Raw genomic sequence first — 19,003 nt, forward strand, 5'->3', positions numbered from 1 at the left:
CATCGCTATAAAAGTGCAACGTGATGCAGCCACGTTAAAGAAAACGTTCTACGAAGATTCAACTAAGCATGTTTTAAAGAACCACACACTTCTATTTCATGCTCTGAAAGAAAGAGCGCCGATAACGAAGAATACGAAATGCGATAAACATCTATGCTCAATGGATCTTTCACGATAAAACCGCGACACTGCGCACCAATCCGCACTGCTGCCGGGTGCAGTAGTGAATTTGCGAAACCATATGAGCAAGCGATGCAGCGCGAAGCGAGGCTTGTGTGCGCTTCGCTTAATTTCGACTTCGAAGGGGCTTATTGATTGCCACGTCACAGCACCGTAATTTTTGACCGAAACTTCGCGCGGCGGCTGCGACTCGATTACATGCTAGCAAACATATTGCAAGAATCCAAGGAAAGTTTTCCACATGGAAGAACGCTTCGCGCTTTCACGCGGCCGTCTTCCGGCGCATTTCTTCATCGTTGCTGGCTGTTTTGCGGGACGCTAAATCGCAATGCCGCGAGACGCAAGTGCTATACAAACCAGTTAATGCGCTTTAAGCCAACGCGTTAAGCGGATTGCACGCAAGTTCGAGCGCCCTGCTTCGTTCGCGCGCGCGCCTCGCATCCCGGCGCAGCCCTTAAGACTGGTTTAAGCCTGAGAGACTAAAACGTCATAAGACGAAGGCAAGATAGCGGCTCGATGCCGGTTCCTTGCAGTTCGCTGCGTTATCTCGTATCGGCTTTCTCTCGAACGTCCACGCGGATGGTCTGACCGGGCAACGCCGCACGCGCAACCCAACAGCGCGATCAGGCGCAGGCGACGACCATCCCATTCAGCCCGGCAGCAATGCCGGGCTTTTTTTTAATTACGCCATCCGCGCGCATGCGGTGCGCCGTTGCCGGTCTGCGCAACGGCGGCGGGCAAGTCGAAACGAAACGTGGTGCCCGTGGTCTGCGAATCGATCAGGCGAATCTGGCTGCCGTGCAATTGCAGCATGCGTTGCACGATAAGCAAACCGAGCCCTCCGCGATGCGCGCCGCCCGATGCGAACGGACGCATGAAGAGCGCGTCCCGAATTGCGGGCGGTATGCCCGCGCCGGTGTCGCTGATCGTGACTTCGACACGATCGGGCATCTCGCGAGCTAGCGCGAGCGTCACGTCCACCGTGCCTTGCGCAGGCGTGTGACGAATCGCGTTGTCGAGCAGATTCGTGAGCACGCGCTCGATCATGCCCAGGTCCGCCACGACGCTCGGCAAGCGCGGCGCGATCTGCGCATTCAGGCGCACGCCGCGCGATTGCGCGGACAGTTCGAACTTTTCGAATACGTCCTGCACCAGATCGGCGAGTGAGAACGGCTCGGCTTCGGGCGCGACCATGCCATGTTCGAGCTTCGCCAGTTCGAACAAGGACTGCGCGAGATGACCCACCTTCGCGCTCTGCGTGAGCGCGATCGACAGATAGCGACGCCGATCGATATCGGGCAGCGTGTCGGACTTGAGCGACAGCGTCTCCAGATAACCATGCAGCGACGACAACGGCGTGCGCAGATCGTGCGAGATATTCGCGACCATCTCGCGACGCTCGCGATCCTGCTGACCCAGCGCGCGCCATTGCTCGCCGATGCGCTCCGCCATCTGCGCGAACGCGCTTTCGAGCACGATAATCTCGTCGCGTTCGTTCGCCCGGGCATCGGGGGAATCGATTCGGGCGAGCGCCGGCGGTGGCGCGGGCACGCCGCGCGCGTCGAACTTGCGCATTGCTTCAGTAAGCCGGCGCAGCGGCCGCGTGACGAGCCCGAACGCGACCACGCCCGCGACGAGTCCGAGCAATGTGACGAGGCCCATCGACGCGAGTGTGGTGCGCAACACCGCGCTCGCCGATGCCTTCGCGGCCAGTGCATCGTGCTCCTCGCCGAGCAGCACGACATAGACATAGCCGAACGGCGGCTTGCCCGGCGCGGCGAGCGGCGCGGCGCTGAAGACCTTGCGCTTGTCGGCGCTGCGCGGATCGTCGCCGAGAATCGGCAACGCGGCACCGTCGAGGAACTGGCGCACCGGCGCGAGATCGACATGATCGCGCTTGAGGTGGCCAGGCGGCGCATCGTCGGCACGCACGCGTCCCGTGTTATCGAGCAGATAGACTTCGACGCTCGGGTTCACGACCATCAACTGGCTGAAGAGCCGGCGCACGGCGGGCGCATTTATATCGGCTGCATCGGCGAGCGCGCCGTCATGCGCGATATGCGTCGCGAGCCCGCGCGAAAGACTTTGAATGACTTCTTTCTCGCGCAGATCGCTCGCGCGGATCTGCAGCCACGCCGATGCACCGCAGCACGCGAGCAGCAGCACGCAGAACACCGCGAAAAGACGTTGTGACAGCGTGAGCTTCACGGCGCGCCGTCCTTTCCGTCGGCCGATTGCAACGCGAGCTTGTAGCCGTGGCCCCATACCGTAAGAATGCGCTTCGGATCGGCCGCATCTTTCTCTACTTTCGCGCGCAACCGGTTGATATGCGTATTCACCGTGTGCTCATAACCTTCGTGCCGATAACCCCACACGGCATTGAGCAGATCCATGCGCGAGAACACTTTGCCCGGATGACGCGCGAAGTGATACAGCAGATCGAATTCGCGCGGCGTGAGTTCGATGCGCGCGCCATCGACCCATGCTTCGCGCGCGAGCGGATCGATCGCGATGCCGGCCACTTCGATACGCCCCGTTTCGAGCCGCGAGTCCTTCGCGACGGCATCGACGCGGCGCAGCAACGCCTTCACGCGCGCGACCAGTTCCAGCACGGAGAACGGCTTCGCGAGGTAGTCGTCCGCCCCGAGTTCGAGCCCGAGTATGCGATGCACCTCACTGGAGCGCGCACTCGTGATGATGATCGGCGTATAGCGCGTCATCGCACGCGCGCGCCGGCAGATTTCGAGGCCGTCGACGCCGGGCAACATGAGATCGAGAATCAGCGCATCCCAGCCGCCTTGTTCGAGCAGGCGCAGCCCTTCGGCGCCATCGGCGCTGTGCACGACTTCGTAGCGCTCGTCGCGCAGATTGAGGCTCAGCACATCGGCGATGTGCATGTCGTCTTCGACGATAAGAATGCGTTTCGGATGATCCATGAGCGAAGGTAATCGGCACAAGGGAAAACACGCGCGCCCAATCCGCATAACAATGACGAGCGTCTGTGCCATTGTGCAGAAAAGTGCGCGGCCAAGTATCACATTTAATTTAACTTTCGGTGAGGACTCGGGGATGCGCGCGCGACTACGATGCCGCTACACCACTCGAACACGAGGAGCGCATCATGCAAACCCGCCGCCGCTTTCTCCTGACAGGCACCGCGGCCGCCGCCGCCTTCGCCCTAAGCGGACGCCTGCGCGCGCTCGCGGCCGGTTCGGCGCCGCAAGCGCCATCTCAGGAGCACTTCGAAATCGTTCATAGCGACGATGAATGGCGTCGTCTGCTGAATCCCGTGCAATTCGACGTGTTGCGCCGGGAAGGCACCGAACGCCCTTATACGAGCCCGCTGAACGACGAGCATCGCGCAGGCGCCTTCAGTTGCGCGGGCTGCAGGCTGGCGGTGTTCTCGTCGCGCACCAAGTTCGACAGTCACACCGGCTGGCCGAGCTTCTGGGCACCGCTCGATCATGCGGTCGCGACGCGTATCGACGGCTCGTTCGGCGTCGAGCGCACCGAAGTGCATTGCCGTCGCTGCGGCGGTCATCTGGGCCACGTCTTCGACGACGGTCCCAAGCCCACGGGCCTGCGCTACTGCATGAACGGCGTCGCGATGAATTTCACGCCGGGCGCGGCCTGAAGCGCGCTCTCACTCCGATCAACTTCGACCCGACACCATCATGCTGCTCATCGTTCTTGCCTATCTCGGCGGCGCGCTGACGATTCTCAGTCCGTGCATCCTGCCCGTGCTTCCCTTCGTGTTCTCGCGCGCGGATCAGCCGTTCGTGAAAAGCGGCCTGCCCTTGCTCGCGGGCATGGGCCTGACCTTCGCCGCGGTCGCGACGCTCGCGGCCGTCGGCGGCGGCTGGGTCACGCAGGCCAATCAATACGGCCGCTGGGCCGCCATCGTGCTGCTCGCGGTGTTCGGCCTCACGCTGCTTCTGCCAAGTCTTGCGGAACGCGTGATGCATCCGCTCGTCAGCGCGGGCAATCGTCTCACCGCGTTCGCGCAACGCGACGATGGCAAGCCGAGCTTCGGCGGATCGTTCGTGCTGGGCATCGCGACGGGTCTGCTGTGGGCGCCGTGCGCCGGCCCGATTCTCGGCCTCGTATTGACGGGCGCGGCGCTCAACGGCGCGAGCGTCGGCACTACGCTGCTGCTGATCGCCTATGCAGCCGGCGCGGCGACGTCGCTCGCGGTCGCCTTGCTGATCGGCGGACGCGTGTTCGGCGCGATGAAGCGCTCACTCGGCGCGGGCGAATGGGTGCGGCGCGGCATCGGCGCGGCCATGCTGCTCGGCGTCGTCGCGATCGCGCTCGGGCTGGACACCGGCGTGCTCGCTCGCGTGTCGACGGTCGCGACCGCGGGCATCGAACAGCAGCTAGTCGACAAGCTCTCGAACAAGAACAATGGCGCGATGATGATGTCCGCGAACACCGGCAACAATGGCGCCGCGATGATGCGCGCGAGCACCGAGCCGCCGAAGACGCCGGCCCCCGCGCCGCTGCCCGTGGAAGGCACGCTGCCGGCGCTCGACGGCGCGGTGCAGTGGATCAACTCGCCGCCGCTCACGAAGGAAGCATTGCGCGGCAAGGTCGTGCTCGTCGATGTATGGACGTACTCGTGCATCAACTGCCTGCGCACGCTGCCGTATCTGAAGACCTGGGCGCAGAAGTATCGCGATCAGGGGCTCGTCGTGATCGGTGTGCACGCGCCGGAGTTCGCATTCGAGCGCAACGTCGACAACGTGAAGAAGGCCGTTCATGATCTCGGTATCGACTATCCCGTTGCCGTCGACAACAACTATGCGATCTGGCGCGCGCTGAACAACCAGTACTGGCCGGCGCATTATTTCATCGACGCGAAGGGCGACATCCGCTATCACCATTTCGGCGAAGGCGACTATGCGCATTCCGAGCAGGTGATCCAGGAACTGCTCGCCGAAGCGGGTCACGGCGCGGCGCCGGCCATGGCGATGACCGCGAAGAACAAGAGCGATGATATGGGCCAGGGCGCGCTGATGCAGGCCGACAATGCGGACATGCGCTCGCCTGAAACGTATATCGGCTACGAGCGCGCGGAGCAGTTCATGTCGCCCGGCGGCGAAACGCAGGACCGGATTCACGACTACGCCGCGCCCAAAGCGCTCGATGTCAACGACTGGGCGCTCGCGGGCGCGTGGAAGGTCGGCGCGGAGCACGCAACGCTCGAAGGCGCGACGGGCCGCATCGTGTATCGCTTTCATGCACGCGATTTGCATCTCGTGCTCGGGCCGTCGAAGGACGGCAAGCCGGTGCGCTTTCGCGTGAGCATCGACGGCGCGGCGCCGGGCGCATCGCATGGCAGTGACATTCAGGCAGATGGAAGTGGAACCGTGACCGAACAGCGCCTTTATCAACTCGTGCGGCAAACGGGTTCGGTCGCGGATCGCACGTTCACGATCGAATTTCTCGACCCGGGCGTCGAAGCGTACGCCTTCACGTTCGGTTGAACGAGACATCTTGAGGAGCAGACATGTTCAAGACCAAAAGCATGACATTCAAGGCGGCGAGCGTGGCCGTGCTGTTCGCGGGCGCGTTCGCACTGCAGCGCGCCGCGCATTCGAGCGAGGACACCGTGAAGATTCCGCCGCCCGCGCACGACGAAAGCGCGGGGGCCATGCATACGGAAACGGCCGTGTTCGCGGGCGGCTGCTTCTGGGGCGTGCAAGGCGTGTTTCAGCACGTGCGCGGCGTGAAAGAAGTGATGTCGGGCTATGCGGGCGGCGCGGCAAACACCGCGCAATACGATCGCGTGAGCGAAGGCGATACCGGCCATGCCGAATCGGTTCGGATCACTTATGATCCGGCACAGGTTTCGTATGGCAAGCTCCTGCAGATCTTTTTCTCCGTCGCGCACAATCCGACCGAGCTGAACTATCAGGGCCCCGATCACGGCACGCAATACCGTTCGGCGGTATTCCCGACGAACCCGGCGCAGCGCGATATCGTCAATACGTATATCGCGCAGCTCGACAAGGCGCACGTGTACGGCGGCAAGATCGTCACGAAGATCGAGGACTACAAGGGCTTCTATCCGGCCGAGGGTTATCACCAGAATTATCTGACGGAGCATCCGGAAAGCCCGTATATCGCCGTCAACGATCTGCCGAAAGTGGCGAACTTGAAGCAGATGTATCCGGATGCGTATCGTCAGGATGCGGTGCTTGTGACGGTCGCCGCCAAATAGGCATCGAGGATCGCGAGCACTTCGGGCATGTTGCGCCTGCCGAAACCGAGGCGAACGTGCGCGTCGCCATGATCGATGAGCGTCGAGGGCAGCAGCAGCACGCCCGTGCGTTCGAGAAGTTCGGCGCAGAACTGCGCGGCGCTTTCGCGCTTCAGTCGCACGAAGCCGATGGTGCCCGCGCGCGGACGATGCCACTCGAAGCGATCCGCATGACGCGCGAAGAATCCGTCGAGCACGCGCAGGTAAAGCTTCTGGAAGAGCGCGTGGGCAGCCTGCTCGTCAAGAGCGGTCAGCCATGCGAGGCGACCGCATCCGGCGCGCTGTTGTGTCGTCACACCGAACGCGTCCAGTTGCTTGAAGCAGAACTCGGCGGGCGCATGCCGACGTTGCCGGGCATGCCGAGCGAGCGGCGCGCAAAGCTTCGCATTGCGGTGAACGACGACAGCATGAGCACCTGGTTCATCGACGCCGCGGCGGACTTCTGCATCGAACGCGAACTGCTGCTCGATGTCGTCGTGGACGATCAGGATCACACTGCGCAACGCATTCGCGAAGGCGATGTGCAAGGCGCGATCACCACGCAAGCCGACCCCGTTCCGGGCTGGCGTTCGATGAAGCTCGGACGCATGCGTTATCGCGCAGTATGTTCGCCTGCATACTTCGCGCGTCATTTCGCCGACGGCCTCACACGCGAGGCACTGCGCCGCGCGCCCTGCGTCAATTTCAACGAGAAAGATGAATTGCAGAAGCGCTTTATCAAGCGCGTGAGCCGCGCGGAAATCGAGCCGCCCGCGCACGTCGTACCGCATGGCGAGGGTTTCGTGCGCGCGTGCACGTCGGGGCTTGCGTGGGGAATGTGTCCGCAACGGCTCATCGCGCGGCAGCTCGAAAGCGGCGAACTCGTGGAAGTATCGTCCGGGTCGCGCCTCGACGTCGATCTTTACTGGCAGAGCTGGCGTCTTTCGCTCGGCTGGCTCGACGATTTCAGCGCGATGCTGAAGCACCGCGCCAAATCGTTTCTCGATTGAGAACTATGCGTCGCGGGTTTCGAACGAATCCACGCGATCGCGATAGAACGCCAGATGATCTTTTATCGACGCAACGGCTTCGTAAGGAGACTCGTAAGACCACACTGCGTTGGCCGACTTTTGTCCACCGGACGGGATGCTGTAATAGCTGCATTCGCCTTTGTAAGGGCAGTATGTCATGTGCGACGTGCGTTCGAGTTGCGACATGTCCACGTCCTTGCACGGCACATATAGCACCTCGGGATACGATGCCTCGCGCAACGAAAGCGCCGCCGTCGTATCGACAATTACGCGTGCGCCCACTTTGACGACCACGCGCGACGGACTGCGCTCGATTGTGATCGGATGATCGGGGCCGGGAATCTTGACGACTTTATCCATGAGTGTCTTCCTGCGAACGAACGCGCCAGGGCGAACGGAAGAACCGATGGTAACGCCGTTGCGCGAAACACGCAGAACCCGGCCCAAACAACATCAACGAACATCAACGGCCGAAATAAACGGGCTTCGTGCCGTCGTTGTCCATCGGCGGCATTGCGCGCATGCCCGCAGCCGACCTGCCGCTGACCGCGCCACCGTAAGCGTTCACATCGGCGTTAGAGGCATTGCCCTGACGCGATGCGCGGGTCTCGGCAGCCTGGATATCCGAGGGATACGAAGTCTGGTCCGAGCGCGACGGATCATAGCCCGCGGCTTCGACCTGCCTCAAATCCTGCTTCACCTGATCACGTGTGAGCGACGAATCGGTTTGCGCGAATGACAGCGCCGGCGCCACCACTAGAGCGGCGACGGCCACGGCCTTGACGAACGATTTCATGGTGAATCTCCGGTATGTTGGGCTGCGCACGGTGTTTTCTGTGCGTGCTTCAATTCAGCATCGGCCGTGCCCGCCCGCGATCTCGTTCACCTTCCATCGCGCCTACGAAGCCTTACTCTCGATTGCCTTGACGAGCGCATGCAGCACGCGATTCGCCGGCGTCGGCACGCCGAGCGCTTCGCCACGCCGCACGATCAACCCGTTCAGATGATCGATTTCGCTCGTCTTGCCGCGCGCGAGATCCTGCGCCGTCGACGAGTATTGATTCTGCATCGTCTCGGCGATACGGCGCACGGCCGCATCGACATCGCCGGGAATCGTCACGTTGTCGGCCTTCGCGACCGCGAGGCATTCATCGACGACATCGCGCATCGTCCGCGTGATGCCCTCGCCCTGCACGAGCTTTCCATAAGGCAACTGCGTGATCGCGGACAGCGCGTTGTAAGCGCAATTCAGCACGAGCTTCGCCCATAGCGCGCCGCGCACGTTGTCGGAGATTTCGGTCGGCACGCCCGCCGCGACGAACGCACGCGCGATGTCCTCGCTCTTAGTCGATGGCTCGATCACGAGTTCGCCGCGCCCGTTGTGCTTAACGTGCCCGGGGCCCGCCATCTCGGTCGCGACGTACACGACCGCGGCCGCCGCTTCTTGCGGCAACAGTTCGCGCAGCCGCTCGGCGTTTTCCACGCCGTTTTGCAGCGAGAGCAGGAGTGCATCGCGTTCGAGCCAGGGCGCGAGGGCCTTCGCCGCGCTGTCGGTGTCGGTGGACTTCACGCAAAAGAGCACGAGTTGCGCGCCCTTCACCGCGCTCGCATCCGTGCTCGCGGCCACGCGCACTCGCTCGTCGAAATGCTGCGTGTCGAGCCGCAAGCCGTCGCGTTGAATCGCCTCGACATGCTGCGGCCGTGCGATCAGCACGACCTCGTGACCCGCGCGCGCAAGCATGCCGCCGTAGTAACAACCGACCGCGCCCGCACCCATGACGGCGACTTTCATGTTTCGCTTCTCCTCGTTGCGATGTTGTGTTGCGATGTTGCGTTGCTATGGCTCGCAAAGGTAACACAGCGATACCGCCGGCCCTTCGCATGACAGATGTTGCGCAAACGCTTGCGGACTTCGCACGGATTCACGCCTCGCTCCGTGCCCGCGAGATTTTGTGGTCGGACGCACGATAGTCAGTCGAATTCGCGGCGCACCATATTGTTAAAAGAGGCCACGCACAATACGCTTCCTTCAGCGGATCGACGATGCTGTCCAAACAATGCCGACCGCTGCGGGGTGAGCGGCCAAGGCCGCATCGGGTAGCTGAATCCGGGGACCAAATACATGGCGTGCCGGGGGGGAAGCGCTTCGCGCGAGTATTCGGCCGCGCGGCGCACCGAGGCGCTGTGAACTTAGACAGGCGCTGGCCTTGCCACTCGGCGACGAGTAGCGAGAAGCCACAAGCGTGGGCGTTATCACGAGAACAAAAACATGAATCATGGATATGAAGCATCGCTCGTCAAGCGCGTGGTGAATCAACTCGTCGCGGGCATCGTGAGCGGCGAATACCAGGACAACGTGCTTCCGCCACAGGTCATTCTTTCGAAGAAGCACGGCGTGAGCCGGACCATCATGCGCGAGGCGCTGAGCATACTCATCTCGCGCCGCATGCTCGACGTCCGGCCCAAGACGGGCACGCGCATCAAGCCCGCGCGCGAGTGGCTCATCATGGACCCCGAGGTCGCCGAGTGGCGCATGCGCGCGCTGCACGACCCCGACTGCTTCCGCAGGCTGATGGAGTTCCGCGCGCTCGTCGATCCGCCGGCGGCCGCGCTCGCCGCGACGCAAGCGAACCGCCATCAGCGCATCGCCATCAACGCGGCTTATCAGCGGCTCCTGCATGCAAGTCCGTCCGAGCCTTTGCAATCCGCTGCCGAAGAGGCGCTGCAGGCCGCCATCGTGGATGCAAGCGGCGACGAAGTATTGCGGCAGATGGGCAGCGTCGTGCGCGTGGGCATTCGCACCATGAAGGCCGCATTACGGGCGCAACCGCATGCGCTGCCCCGCGTGCCCGATTCGCAACTCGGCGATTACGGCCGGCTCGTGCGCGCGATCGAAACCGCCGACGGCAACGGCGCACGGACGGCCATGTCGCAAGTGCTCACGCGCACGGCCTCGCTCTGGATCGAGGAAATCGCCTGAACGCGGGTTCGCCGCCATGAGTCCGGCGCGCGGCCGCGAGGCCGCCTGCATCGCCTCCATGGTCCTCCGGGAGCGGATCTTGCACGCTCCGACGCCGCAGTTTCGCCTCGCATGCGCCGCTCGCGTGACTACAATGAGTCATGCCTGCGCATGCGTGGAGTCATGGCCTCTCCGGCTCACGGAGCGCCTGGCGTTGAAAAAACGGAGGCAAGAATGGCAGAGATCGAAAAGGAAAAGGTCGTCGGCGTCCTGAACAAGATTCTCGAATCCGAACTGGCGGGCGTCGTGCGTTACACGCACTATTCGTTTCTCGTCTTCGGTTTCGGACGCATTCCCATCGTGTCGTGGCTGCGCGCACAGGCCGATGAATCCCTTCTGCACGCGCATCAGGCCGGCGAATGGATCACCACGCTCGGGGCGTATCCGTCGCTTCAAATAGGCCCGCTGCTCGACAATCACACTTTCGACATCGCAACGATCCTGCGCGAATCGCTGCAGGCGGAAAACGTCGCGCTCGATCTTTATCGCGATTTGCTGAAGGTGGTCGAAGATCGCTCCGTCGCGCTGGAGGAATATGCGCGGCAGATGATCCATGTCGAGGAGATGCACGCGGGCGAAGTGGACAAGATGTTGCGCCGGCCCGGCGAAGTCGAGACATCGCCCGAGCGTCGCACAGGTCCTAACTGAGCCGAAATAAAAAGCGCCGGTTCGCATTGCGCGAGACCGGCGCTTCCACGCTCAAAGCAACGTCCGTGCGTTACTTCGGCTGCGCCACCGTGCGCAGATAAGGCTTCAGCGTCTTGAAGCCTTCCGGATACTTCTTCTTCGCGTCCTCATCCGACACGGACGTCGGAATGATCACGTCGTCGCCCGGTTTCCAGTTCACCGGCGTCGCGACCGTGTGCTTCGCGTTCAGTTGCAACGCATCGAGCAGACGCAGCACTTCGTCGAAGTTACGGCCCGCGCTCATCGGATACGTGAACGTGGCCTTCACCTTCTTGTCCGGGCCGACGATGAACACCGCGCGAATCGTCGCGTTGTCGTTCGCCGTGCGCGGATTCGCGCCGCTCGCGTTCGGGTGGATCATGTCGTAGAGCTTCGCGACGTTGAGATCCGCGTCGCCGATCATCGGATAGTTGACCGCCGTGCCCTGCGTTTCCTCGATATCCTTCGCCCACTGCGAGTGATTCGTCACCGGATCGATCGAGAGGCCGATCACCTTCGTGCCGCGCTTGTCGAACTCGGGCTTGAGCTTGGCCATGTAACCGAGCTCGGTCGTGCAGACAGGCGTGAAGTCCTTCGGATGCGAGAACAGGATCACCCACTTGTCGCCGATCCACTCGTGAAAGCGAATCGTGCCCTCGGTCGTCTCTGCCGTGAAATCGGGAGCTTCATCACCAATGCGTATAGCCATATCAAATCTCCACGTGAGGAAAGTCCGGTGAACGTTCCGCGTGCTGAAAGAACGGTTTCCGGGTTGAAAATCGCAAATTAGAAACTGATTATAGTGCGCGATGCATCGGTGACTGGAGCAGTTCGCGTATTTCCTTGACCAGCGTGGGGTCTTGCGTCGCGACGCAAAACGAAGCAGCAAGGGGCCGCGGCATGTTTCCTGCTGCTACCCCGCACGCCGCGAATAAGCATATTCGAAATCAATCCGTGCAAACGCCGCGCTCGAATAACCCGACAAAATCTGCTATCACGAAACGACAATACGTCAGAACGAATGTGCAGGTGTGAAGCAGCAGCGAAGCAGATCATCCCGCACTTGAACGGGCGACAGACTTCGCCGCGCCACGGGGCGCGGCCACGCTGCCGCCGCACAGGAGGCGATCGTGAGCGTCATGCAAAGAAAGTCTGTCGCTGCGCTGCAAAACGAAGCGGCCGAAAGCGACGAAGTGCTTCAGGAAGCGGGCGGCCACGCGCTGAAACGTTCGCTCACCGCACTCGATGTCGTGATGCTCGGCGTCGGTTGCATTATCGGTGCGGGGATTTTCGTGCTGACCGGCCACGCGGCCGCGACCAACGCCGGTCCCGCGATCATCCTTTCCTTCGTGCTGGGCGCGATCGTTTGTGCGCTCGCCGGCCTGTGTTATGCCGAGATGGCTTCCACCGTGCCCGTCTCGGGCAGTGCTTACACCTACGCCTATGCGACGATGGGCGAATTGATCGCGTGGCTCATCGGCTGGGATCTGATACTCGAATATGCCGTCGGCGCGACGACGGTCGCGATCGGCTGGTCGGGTTATGTGGTGAGCTTTCTGCATTCGCTCGGCATCGACATACCCGAACAGCTTGCGAAAGCGCCCTTCGCTTACGATCCCGGTCACGGCTGGAGTCATGTCGGCGCGATCCTCAACGTGCCCGCGATGGTGATCGTTGGACTCATCACGATGCTGCTCGTTATCGGCATACGCGAGTCGGCGCGCGTGAACAGCTTTATCGTCGTCATCAAGGTGTTGATCGTGCTCGCGTTCATCATCGCCGGCATCGCCTTTGTCGATAAGAGCCACTGGGTCACTGCGCAAAATCCGGCCGGCGCGTTCATTCCGCCGAATACCGGCGAATCGGGCGTGTTCGGCATGAGTGGCGTGCTGCGCGGCGCGGCGGTCGTGTTCTTTGCCTATATCGGTTTCGATTCGGTATCGTGCGTTGCGCAAGAGACGCGCAATCCGAGACGCGACATGCCGATAGGTCTGCTCGGTTCGCTCACGATATGCACGATTCTGTATGTGCTCGTCTCGTATGTGCTGACAGGCATCGTGTCTTACGACAAGCTGAACGTGTCCGACCCGATCGCGGTCGGCGTCGATGCTATCGGCATGCGCTGGCTTTCGCCCATCGTGAAACTGGGCGCGATTTTCGGCCTGACGTCGGTGATTCTCGTGCTGTTGTTATCACAGCCGCGCATCTTCTATTCGATGGCGAAGGACGGTTTGTTGCCGCCGTTCGCATCGAAGATCCACGCACGTTTTCATACGCCCTACATCACGACGATCATCACCGGCATCATCGTAATGATTCTTGCGGGGCTCTTGCCTATCGGGCTCGTCGGCGAGCTCGTGAGTATCGGCACGCTCTTCGCGTTCATGGTGGTGTGCATCGGCGTGCTCGTATTGCGCATCACGCAACCGAATCTCGAACGCGCATTCAAGACGCCCGCGGTGTATGTCGTCGCGCCGCTCGGCGCGCTGTCATCGCTCTTTCTGATGGCCGGCCTGCCCGCCGATACGTGGATACGCCTGATCGTATGGATGGCGATCGGCGTGGTCATCTACTTCGGATATGGCATACGCCATAGCAGGCTTCGAAACCAGCGCGAGGCCGCGCCGGGTCGCCCCGCACGCGGATGATATGCACGAGGCCGCTTGAATTGCGGCCCTTTCGTTATTCCGGCGCGCGTTTCGATTCATGCTCGCGCGCTTCTTCCGGGCTTTCGTAGATATACGGCGCGACGCCGCGACGCTTCAACGCGTCGCCGAGTTTGAGCCGCAGGAAGCTGCTCGTCGTATAGCGCGTCACGCGGTCGTAGTGGCCATTGACGAGTTTCGTGACCATTTCCGAATAAGCGTCGAGCATCTCCGGGCGAATCGAAAAGTTATCGTAATTCACGATTGCATGCGGCTTCGTTGTTACGCCCGCCAATTGCTTTTCGACTTCGCGGCGGATCGCCTCGACATCGCTCAGGCTCTTCACTTCATGCCCTTCGAAGTTGATGAAGAAGAGATTCTTTTCCGCGTCGTAGCTGAAGCGCTCGGAAAGATCGAGCCGTAACAGGATATTGCGCAGGCCCATCGGCGCGTCGCGGAAAATGCGTTCGTCCATGAGGCGCGGCGGTGTGTCCATGATCGGCGCGAAACCCATTTGCGCGATGATGTCCCGCTCGATATCGACGCCCGGCGCCACTTCTGTCAACGCGAGTCCCTTGTCCGTGAGTTCGAACACGCAGCGCTCGGTAATGTAGACCACGGTTTGCCCGCGCTCGGCTGCATAACGTCCACTGAACGTGCGATGCTCGACCGCATCGACGAACTTGCGGCAATCGCCTTCGCGGCGAATCGCGAGCTTGCCTTCGTCGATCGCGACATCCAGCTTGCCCGCGTTGAAGGTGCCTACGAACACGACCTTCTTCGCAGCCTGGCTGATGTTGATGAAGCCGCCCGCGCCGGCGAGCTTCGGCCCGAACTTGCTCACGTTGAGGTTGCCCTCGCTGTCCGCTTGCGCGAGACCGAGGAACGCGATGTCGAGGCCGCCGCCGTCGTAGAAATCGAACTGATACGGCTGATCGATGATCGCCTGCGTGTTCGTCGCCGCGCCGAAGTTGAGGCCGCCCGCCGGAATGCCGCCGATCACGCCGGGCTCCGTCGTCATCGTGAAGAGGTCGATCACCTGCTCCTCGTTCGCGACGCTCGCAATGCCTTCCGGCATGCCGATGCCAAGGTTCACGACGCTGTTGGCCATCAACTCGAAGGCCGCTCGTCGCGCGATGATCTTGCGCTCCGTGAGCGACATCGGCGCCACGGAGCTTGCGGCCACGCGCAACTCGCTCGAAAATGCCGCGCTGTATTGCTCGCCGAAGGTCTGCCAGTGATTGTCGGGTTTCGCGAGCACGACGCAATCCACCATCACGCCGGGAATCTTTACTTGGCGCGAGTTGAGCGTGTTCGATTCCGCGAGCCGCTCGACCTGCACGATCACGATGCCGCCCGAATTGCGCGCGGCCATCGCGATGGACAACGCTTCGAGCGTCAGCGCTTCCTTTTCCATCGTGACGTTGCCGTTGAGATCGGCGGTGGTGCCGCGCACGATCGCGACATCGATCGGAAAGGTCTTGTAGTAGAGATAATCCGTGCCGTCGATGGGCATGACCCGCACGAGATCTTCAGTCGTGCGCGCATTGAGCTTGCCGCCGCCGTTGCGTGGATCGACGAACGTGCCGAGTCCGACCGTCGAGAGCTGCCCGGGCCGATGCGCGGCGATATCGCGAAAGAGTTGCGAGATCACGCCTTGCGGCAGGTTATAGGCTTCGATGCGATCCTCTATCGCCATCTTCTGCAGGCCCGGCACGAGTCCCCAATGCCCGCCGATCACGCGTTTGATCAGACCTTCGCGCGCCAGATGATTGAGGCCCTTGCCGCGGCCGTCGCCCTGACCCGCCGCATACACGAGCGTGAGATCCGCGATAGGATCGTCGCCTTCGACGAAGCGTTCTTCGAGCGCGATCGCCACTTCCTCCGCAAAGCCGATGCCGACGAAGCCGCTCGTCGCGATCGTGTCACCCGAGCGAATGAGGCGCACGGCTTCGCGCGCGGACGAAATCTTGCCGCGCTCGACGAGGCGCGCGGTCGATGGAAACGGATGGCGAGTCGGCGTGCTGCTGGCGGTCATGGCGTCTCCTGTCTGCCGCATTTCTTATGGTGAGTCTCGCGCGATTTATTGCCGCCTGCTTGCTTCGAATGCACGTATATCAGCTCATTTGCGCCGTCATATTTCGACACGCGCGCCGAGCTCGATCACGCGATCGGCCGGTAATCGCAAATAAGCCGCGACGTTGCCCACATTGTGCAGCATGATCGCGAAGAGCCGTTCGCGCCATAAGGCCATGCCGGCGCCGGGCGTCGGCACGACGGTCGCGCGCGACATGAAATACGAAATCGTCGCGCGATCGAACTTGAGTCCCGCTCCGCGGCACTTTTCCAGCGCGGCGGGAAGATCGACCTCGTCCTTGAAACCGTAGTTCACCGTCACCTGAAAGCAGCCGTTGCCGAGCGACTCCAGCGACACGCGGCGCGCTTCGTCGATCCACGGAACCGGCTCGGTCGCGACCGTGAGAAAGACCGTGTGTTCGTGCAAGACGCGGTTATGCATAAGATTGTTGAGCAATGAATGCGGCACGCCGCTGGGATCGTTCGACATAAAGATCGCGGTGCCTTCCACGCGCGCCGGCGCACGCGCGAGCAGGTTCGCGAGGAAGGGCTTGAGCGGCATCGCTCCGGCGCGCACGCGTGCTTCCTGGACCATCATCTGCGCGCCGCGTCCCCACGTCGCCATGATCGTGAACATCACGAGGCCGATCGCCACCGGGAACCAGCCGCCTTCCGCAATCTTCAGGCAATTCGCCGAGAAGAACAGCGCGTCGATCACGAAGAAGAACGCCGTCGAGAAGATACACAGCGCCCAGTTGTAACGCCACGCGTAGCGGATCACGAAGAAGGTCAGCATCGTGGTGATGAGCATCGTGCCCGTGACGGCGATGCCGTATGCGGAGCCGAGCGCGGTCGACGAGCCGAAGCCGATCACGGCGGCCACCACCGCGAGCAGGAGCGTCCAGTTGATGCCCGGCACATAGATCTGCCCGATCTCTCTCGCCGATGTGTACACGACGCTCATGCGCGGCAGAAAGCCGAGTTGCATAGCCTGCTTGGTCATCGAATAGGTGCCGGAGATCACGGCCTGCGACGCGATGACCGTCGCGATGGTCGAGAGCACGACCATCGGATAGAGCATCCACGACGGAAAAAGGCGGTAGAACGGGTTTTGCAGCGCGGCGGGATCCGCGATCAGGAGCGCGCCCTGGCCGAGATAGTTGAGCGCGAGCGCGGGAAAGACGATCGCAAACCACGTGAGGCGGATCGGCCGCGAGCCGAAGTGCCCCATGTCGGCATAGAGCGCCTCGGCGCCCGTCAGCGACAGCACGACCGCGCCCAGCGCAACGAAGGCGAGCCAGCGGTGCCGCAGGCAGAATTCGAGCCCCTCAAGCGGATTGAGCGCCGCGAGAATCTGCGGCGAATCCTTGATGTTGACGAGACCCGACACGGCCAGCACGATGAACCACAACACCATCACGGGCCCGAACACCGCGCCGATGCCCGATGTGCCGTGCTTCTGCATCACGAAGAGCGCGACCAGCGCGACGAGCGTCACGGGCACGACATAAGGTTGAAGGCCGGGCGCGGCCACTTCGAGGCCTTCGACCGCGCTCAGCACGGAAATGGCCGGCGTGATGACGCCATCGCCGTAAAAGAGCGCCGCGCCCATCACACCGACGAGCAAGAGCACGTGCTTCAGCCGCTTCTTCGATTCCACCGACGACGCCGCCAGCGCGAGCAACGCCATGATGCCGCCTTCGCCGTGATTGTTGGCGCGCAGGATCAGCGTCACGTACTTGAGCGAGACGATGATCGTGAGCGACCAGAAGATCAGCGACACGATGCCGATGACGTTCGCGGGCTGCAACGGCAGGCCAGTCGACGGATCGAACACGGTCTTGAGCGTGTAGAGCGGGCTCGTGCCGATATCGCCGTAGACGACGCCGAGCGCCGCGAGCGAAAGCCCCAGCATCGCCGGATGGCCGTGCGGTTCCGGCGCGTGGTTGTTATCGGCCGGAAAGCCGGGTGCAGTCGATCCCATGATTCCTCCCTGCGTTTTTCCAGGCCGCGCATTGAAGCGGCCTATTTGTCAGAGGATGAGCGTCTGCGTTGCTGTGTCGATAAAAGTATAGGAACGAAGCGCGCTTATGTGCGCGCAAGCTCTCTTATGCGTACTTGATCTGCGCGACCGCGCGCAGATCGTCGGCGGTAGCGGTGCCGTAGCCGAAGAACTCCAGATAAGCCGGGATCATTTCGAACAGCATGTCCGTGCCGACCTGCACGGCGCAGCCCTTGTCCTTCGCCGCGCGCAAGAGCGGCGTGTACTCCGACTTCATCACCACTTCGCCGACGAACGTGTTCGGCGCAATGCGGCCGATATCGAACGGCAACGGGTCGGTCTCCTTCATGCCGAGTGGCGTCGCGTTCACGATCACATCGAAGCCGTCGGGATCTTTCGTATCCGTTCTTACTACGAGCCTGGAATAGTGCTCGCGCAAACGCGACGCGAGCCCTTCCACCGAAGCCGTGTTCGTATCGAAGACCGCGAGTTCCGCGACGCCCGCCGCGGCGAGCGATGCCGCGATCGGCGAGCCGACGCCGCCGCTGCCGAGCACGAGCACGCGCGCGCCCGCGAGCTTGCGGCCTTTGCGCTCGACGCCGCGCACGAAGCCCGCGCCGTCGAACTGATCGCCGACGAGCGTGCCGTCTTCGCGCTTCAGTATCGCGTTGCACGCTCCGGCGATGCGCGCGGTCGGACTCACTTCGTCCATCAGGCCGACGGTCGTGATCTTGTGCGGCATCGTGACGAGCGCGCCGCGGGTGTTGGTGAGTTTGAACAGATGCGGCAGGAACGCGACGTAATCCTCGGGTTTGACGCCCATCGGCACGACGACCGCGTCGATGCCCTGTTTGTCGAACCAGGGGTTGTAGATCATCGGCGCCTTGAACGCTTCGGTCGGGTAGCCGAGGTGAGCAATCAGAGTGGTCTTGCCGCTGATCATGGCAGCTCCTTGGGAGGATGTCGGACACGCGCGTGTTTGCGCGCGCCCGTCACCATGATAGTGCGGGATTGGCTTCGACATGTCAGTGGGCGCGGGCCGGCGAGTGTACGCGGGCGATCCATCGGGCAGTTCGCGACCGCCGCACTCGATGTCGCGAACTACCGCTTCGTGTTCGGCCTCAGCCGGCGCAGCGGCAAACC

17 protein-coding genes are annotated in these 19,003 nt (G+C 62.3%); 7 read left to right on the top strand and 10 right to left on the bottom strand.

Translation table 11 applies throughout. From position 1 onward, the window contains the following. Positions 1-858: 858 nt before the first annotated feature. Both AWB82_RS23560 and AWB82_RS23565 read right to left on the bottom strand, forming a co-directional pair. Positions 859-2,388, bottom strand: a complete 1,530-nt coding sequence (locus tag AWB82_RS23560) for a sensor histidine kinase (RefSeq protein WP_086971503.1) — start codon at positions 2,386-2,388, stop codon at positions 859-861. After that, positions 2,385-3,116 (bottom strand): response regulator transcription factor, encoded by a 732-nt coding sequence (locus tag AWB82_RS23565; protein ID WP_086971505.1) that lies wholly within the window; start codon positions 3,114-3,116, stop codon positions 2,385-2,387. Before AWB82_RS23565 ends, AWB82_RS23560 begins: the two co-directional genes overlap by 4 nt. A gap of 185 nt (positions 3,117-3,301) precedes the next feature. On the opposite strand from AWB82_RS23565, the gene msrB reads away from it, so the two are divergent. Genes msrB through msrA form a run of 3 tightly spaced genes read left to right on the top strand, consistent with a single transcriptional unit; the run spans position 3,302 to position 6,403 of the window. Then, a complete protein-coding gene (gene msrB, locus AWB82_RS23570) occupies positions 3,302-3,814 on the top strand; it encodes a peptide-methionine (R)-S-oxide reductase MsrB (protein ID WP_086971507.1) in 513 nt (170 codons plus the stop codon). Positions 3,815-3,854: 40 nt separating this feature from the next. Then, entirely contained in the window at positions 3,855-5,666 is a 1,812-nt protein-coding gene (locus AWB82_RS23575; protein ID WP_086971509.1) for a cytochrome c biogenesis protein DipZ, read from the top strand. Positions 5,667-5,689: 23 nt separating this feature from the next. Then, positions 5,690-6,403 carry a peptide-methionine (S)-S-oxide reductase MsrA gene (gene msrA / locus AWB82_RS23580; protein WP_235023412.1) on the top strand — a complete coding sequence of 238 codons (714 nt, stop codon included), beginning with the start codon at positions 5,690-5,692 and terminating at the stop codon, positions 6,401-6,403. Here msrA and AWB82_RS23585 read toward each other — a convergent pair. After that, entirely contained in the window at positions 6,367-6,639 is a 273-nt protein-coding gene (locus AWB82_RS23585; protein ID WP_407643037.1) for a hypothetical protein, read from the bottom strand. The two genes, msrA and AWB82_RS23585, sit on opposite strands and share 37 nt — an antisense overlap. Here AWB82_RS23585 and AWB82_RS23590 point away from each other — a divergent pair. Then, entirely contained in the window at positions 6,592-7,431 is an 840-nt protein-coding gene (locus AWB82_RS23590; RefSeq protein ID WP_086971572.1) for a LysR family transcriptional regulator ArgP, read from the top strand. The genes AWB82_RS23585 and AWB82_RS23590 overlap by 48 nt on opposite strands. A 3-nt stretch (positions 7,432-7,434) precedes the next feature. On the opposite strand, the gene AWB82_RS23595 is transcribed toward AWB82_RS23590, so the two are convergent. From AWB82_RS23595 to AWB82_RS23605, 3 genes are all read right to left on the bottom strand, one after another. After that, positions 7,435-7,812 carry a DUF427 domain-containing protein gene (locus tag AWB82_RS23595; protein WP_086971511.1) on the bottom strand — a complete coding sequence of 126 codons (378 nt, stop codon included), beginning with the start codon at positions 7,810-7,812 and terminating at the stop codon, positions 7,435-7,437. A gap of 103 nt (positions 7,813-7,915) precedes the next feature. Next, the gene (locus tag AWB82_RS23600; protein WP_086971512.1) at positions 7,916-8,248 is read right to left on the bottom strand and encodes a DUF4148 domain-containing protein; all 333 of its coding nucleotides are present in this window, start codon (positions 8,246-8,248) and stop codon (positions 7,916-7,918) included. A 102-nt stretch (positions 8,249-8,350) separates the two neighbouring features. Further along, positions 8,351-9,244, bottom strand: coding sequence for a ketopantoate reductase family protein (locus tag AWB82_RS23605; RefSeq protein WP_086971514.1), 894 nt, complete (start codon positions 9,242-9,244; stop codon positions 8,351-8,353). Positions 9,245-9,721: 477 nt separating this feature from the next. On the opposite strand from AWB82_RS23605, the gene AWB82_RS23610 reads away from it, so the two are divergent. Both AWB82_RS23610 and AWB82_RS23615 read left to right on the top strand, forming a co-directional pair. Then, positions 9,722-10,432 (top strand): FadR/GntR family transcriptional regulator, encoded by a 711-nt coding sequence (locus AWB82_RS23610; RefSeq protein WP_086971516.1) that lies wholly within the window; start codon positions 9,722-9,724, stop codon positions 10,430-10,432. A 213-nt stretch (positions 10,433-10,645) separates the two neighbouring features. Then, complete coding sequence (locus AWB82_RS23615) at positions 10,646-11,119, top strand: ferritin-like domain-containing protein (RefSeq protein WP_086971518.1); 474 nt, start codon at positions 10,646-10,648, stop codon at positions 11,117-11,119. A gap of 70 nt (positions 11,120-11,189) precedes the next feature. On the opposite strand, the gene AWB82_RS23620 is transcribed toward AWB82_RS23615, so the two are convergent. Further along, positions 11,190-11,846: a peroxiredoxin gene (locus AWB82_RS23620; RefSeq protein ID WP_086971521.1), complete on the bottom strand. Its 657-nt coding sequence runs from the start codon at positions 11,844-11,846 to the stop codon at positions 11,190-11,192. A gap of 430 nt (positions 11,847-12,276) precedes the next feature. Between AWB82_RS23620 and AWB82_RS23625 the strand changes: the two genes are divergently transcribed. Next, a complete protein-coding gene (locus tag AWB82_RS23625) occupies positions 12,277-13,785 on the top strand; it encodes an amino acid permease (protein WP_086971524.1) in 1,509 nt (502 codons plus the stop codon). A 34-nt stretch (positions 13,786-13,819) separates the two neighbouring features. Here AWB82_RS23625 and AWB82_RS23630 read toward each other — a convergent pair whose 3' ends face one another. From AWB82_RS23630 to AWB82_RS23640, 3 genes are all read right to left on the bottom strand, one after another. Then, complete coding sequence (locus AWB82_RS23630) at positions 13,820-15,820, bottom strand: acyl CoA:acetate/3-ketoacid CoA transferase (protein ID WP_086971526.1); 2,001 nt, start codon at positions 15,818-15,820, stop codon at positions 13,820-13,822. A 96-nt stretch (positions 15,821-15,916) separates the two neighbouring features. Continuing rightward, positions 15,917-17,842 (bottom strand): potassium transporter Kup, encoded by a 1,926-nt coding sequence (locus AWB82_RS23635; RefSeq protein WP_086971528.1) that lies wholly within the window; start codon positions 17,840-17,842, stop codon positions 15,917-15,919. A 124-nt stretch (positions 17,843-17,966) separates the two neighbouring features. Further along, positions 17,967-18,803 (bottom strand): shikimate dehydrogenase family protein, encoded by an 837-nt coding sequence (locus AWB82_RS23640; RefSeq protein WP_086971529.1) that lies wholly within the window; start codon positions 18,801-18,803, stop codon positions 17,967-17,969. Between the last annotated feature and the right edge of the window lie 200 nt (positions 18,804-19,003).

Source organism: Caballeronia glebae (assembly GCF_001545035.1).
GTDB classification, from domain to species: domain Bacteria; phylum Pseudomonadota; class Gammaproteobacteria; order Burkholderiales; family Burkholderiaceae; genus Caballeronia; species Caballeronia glebae.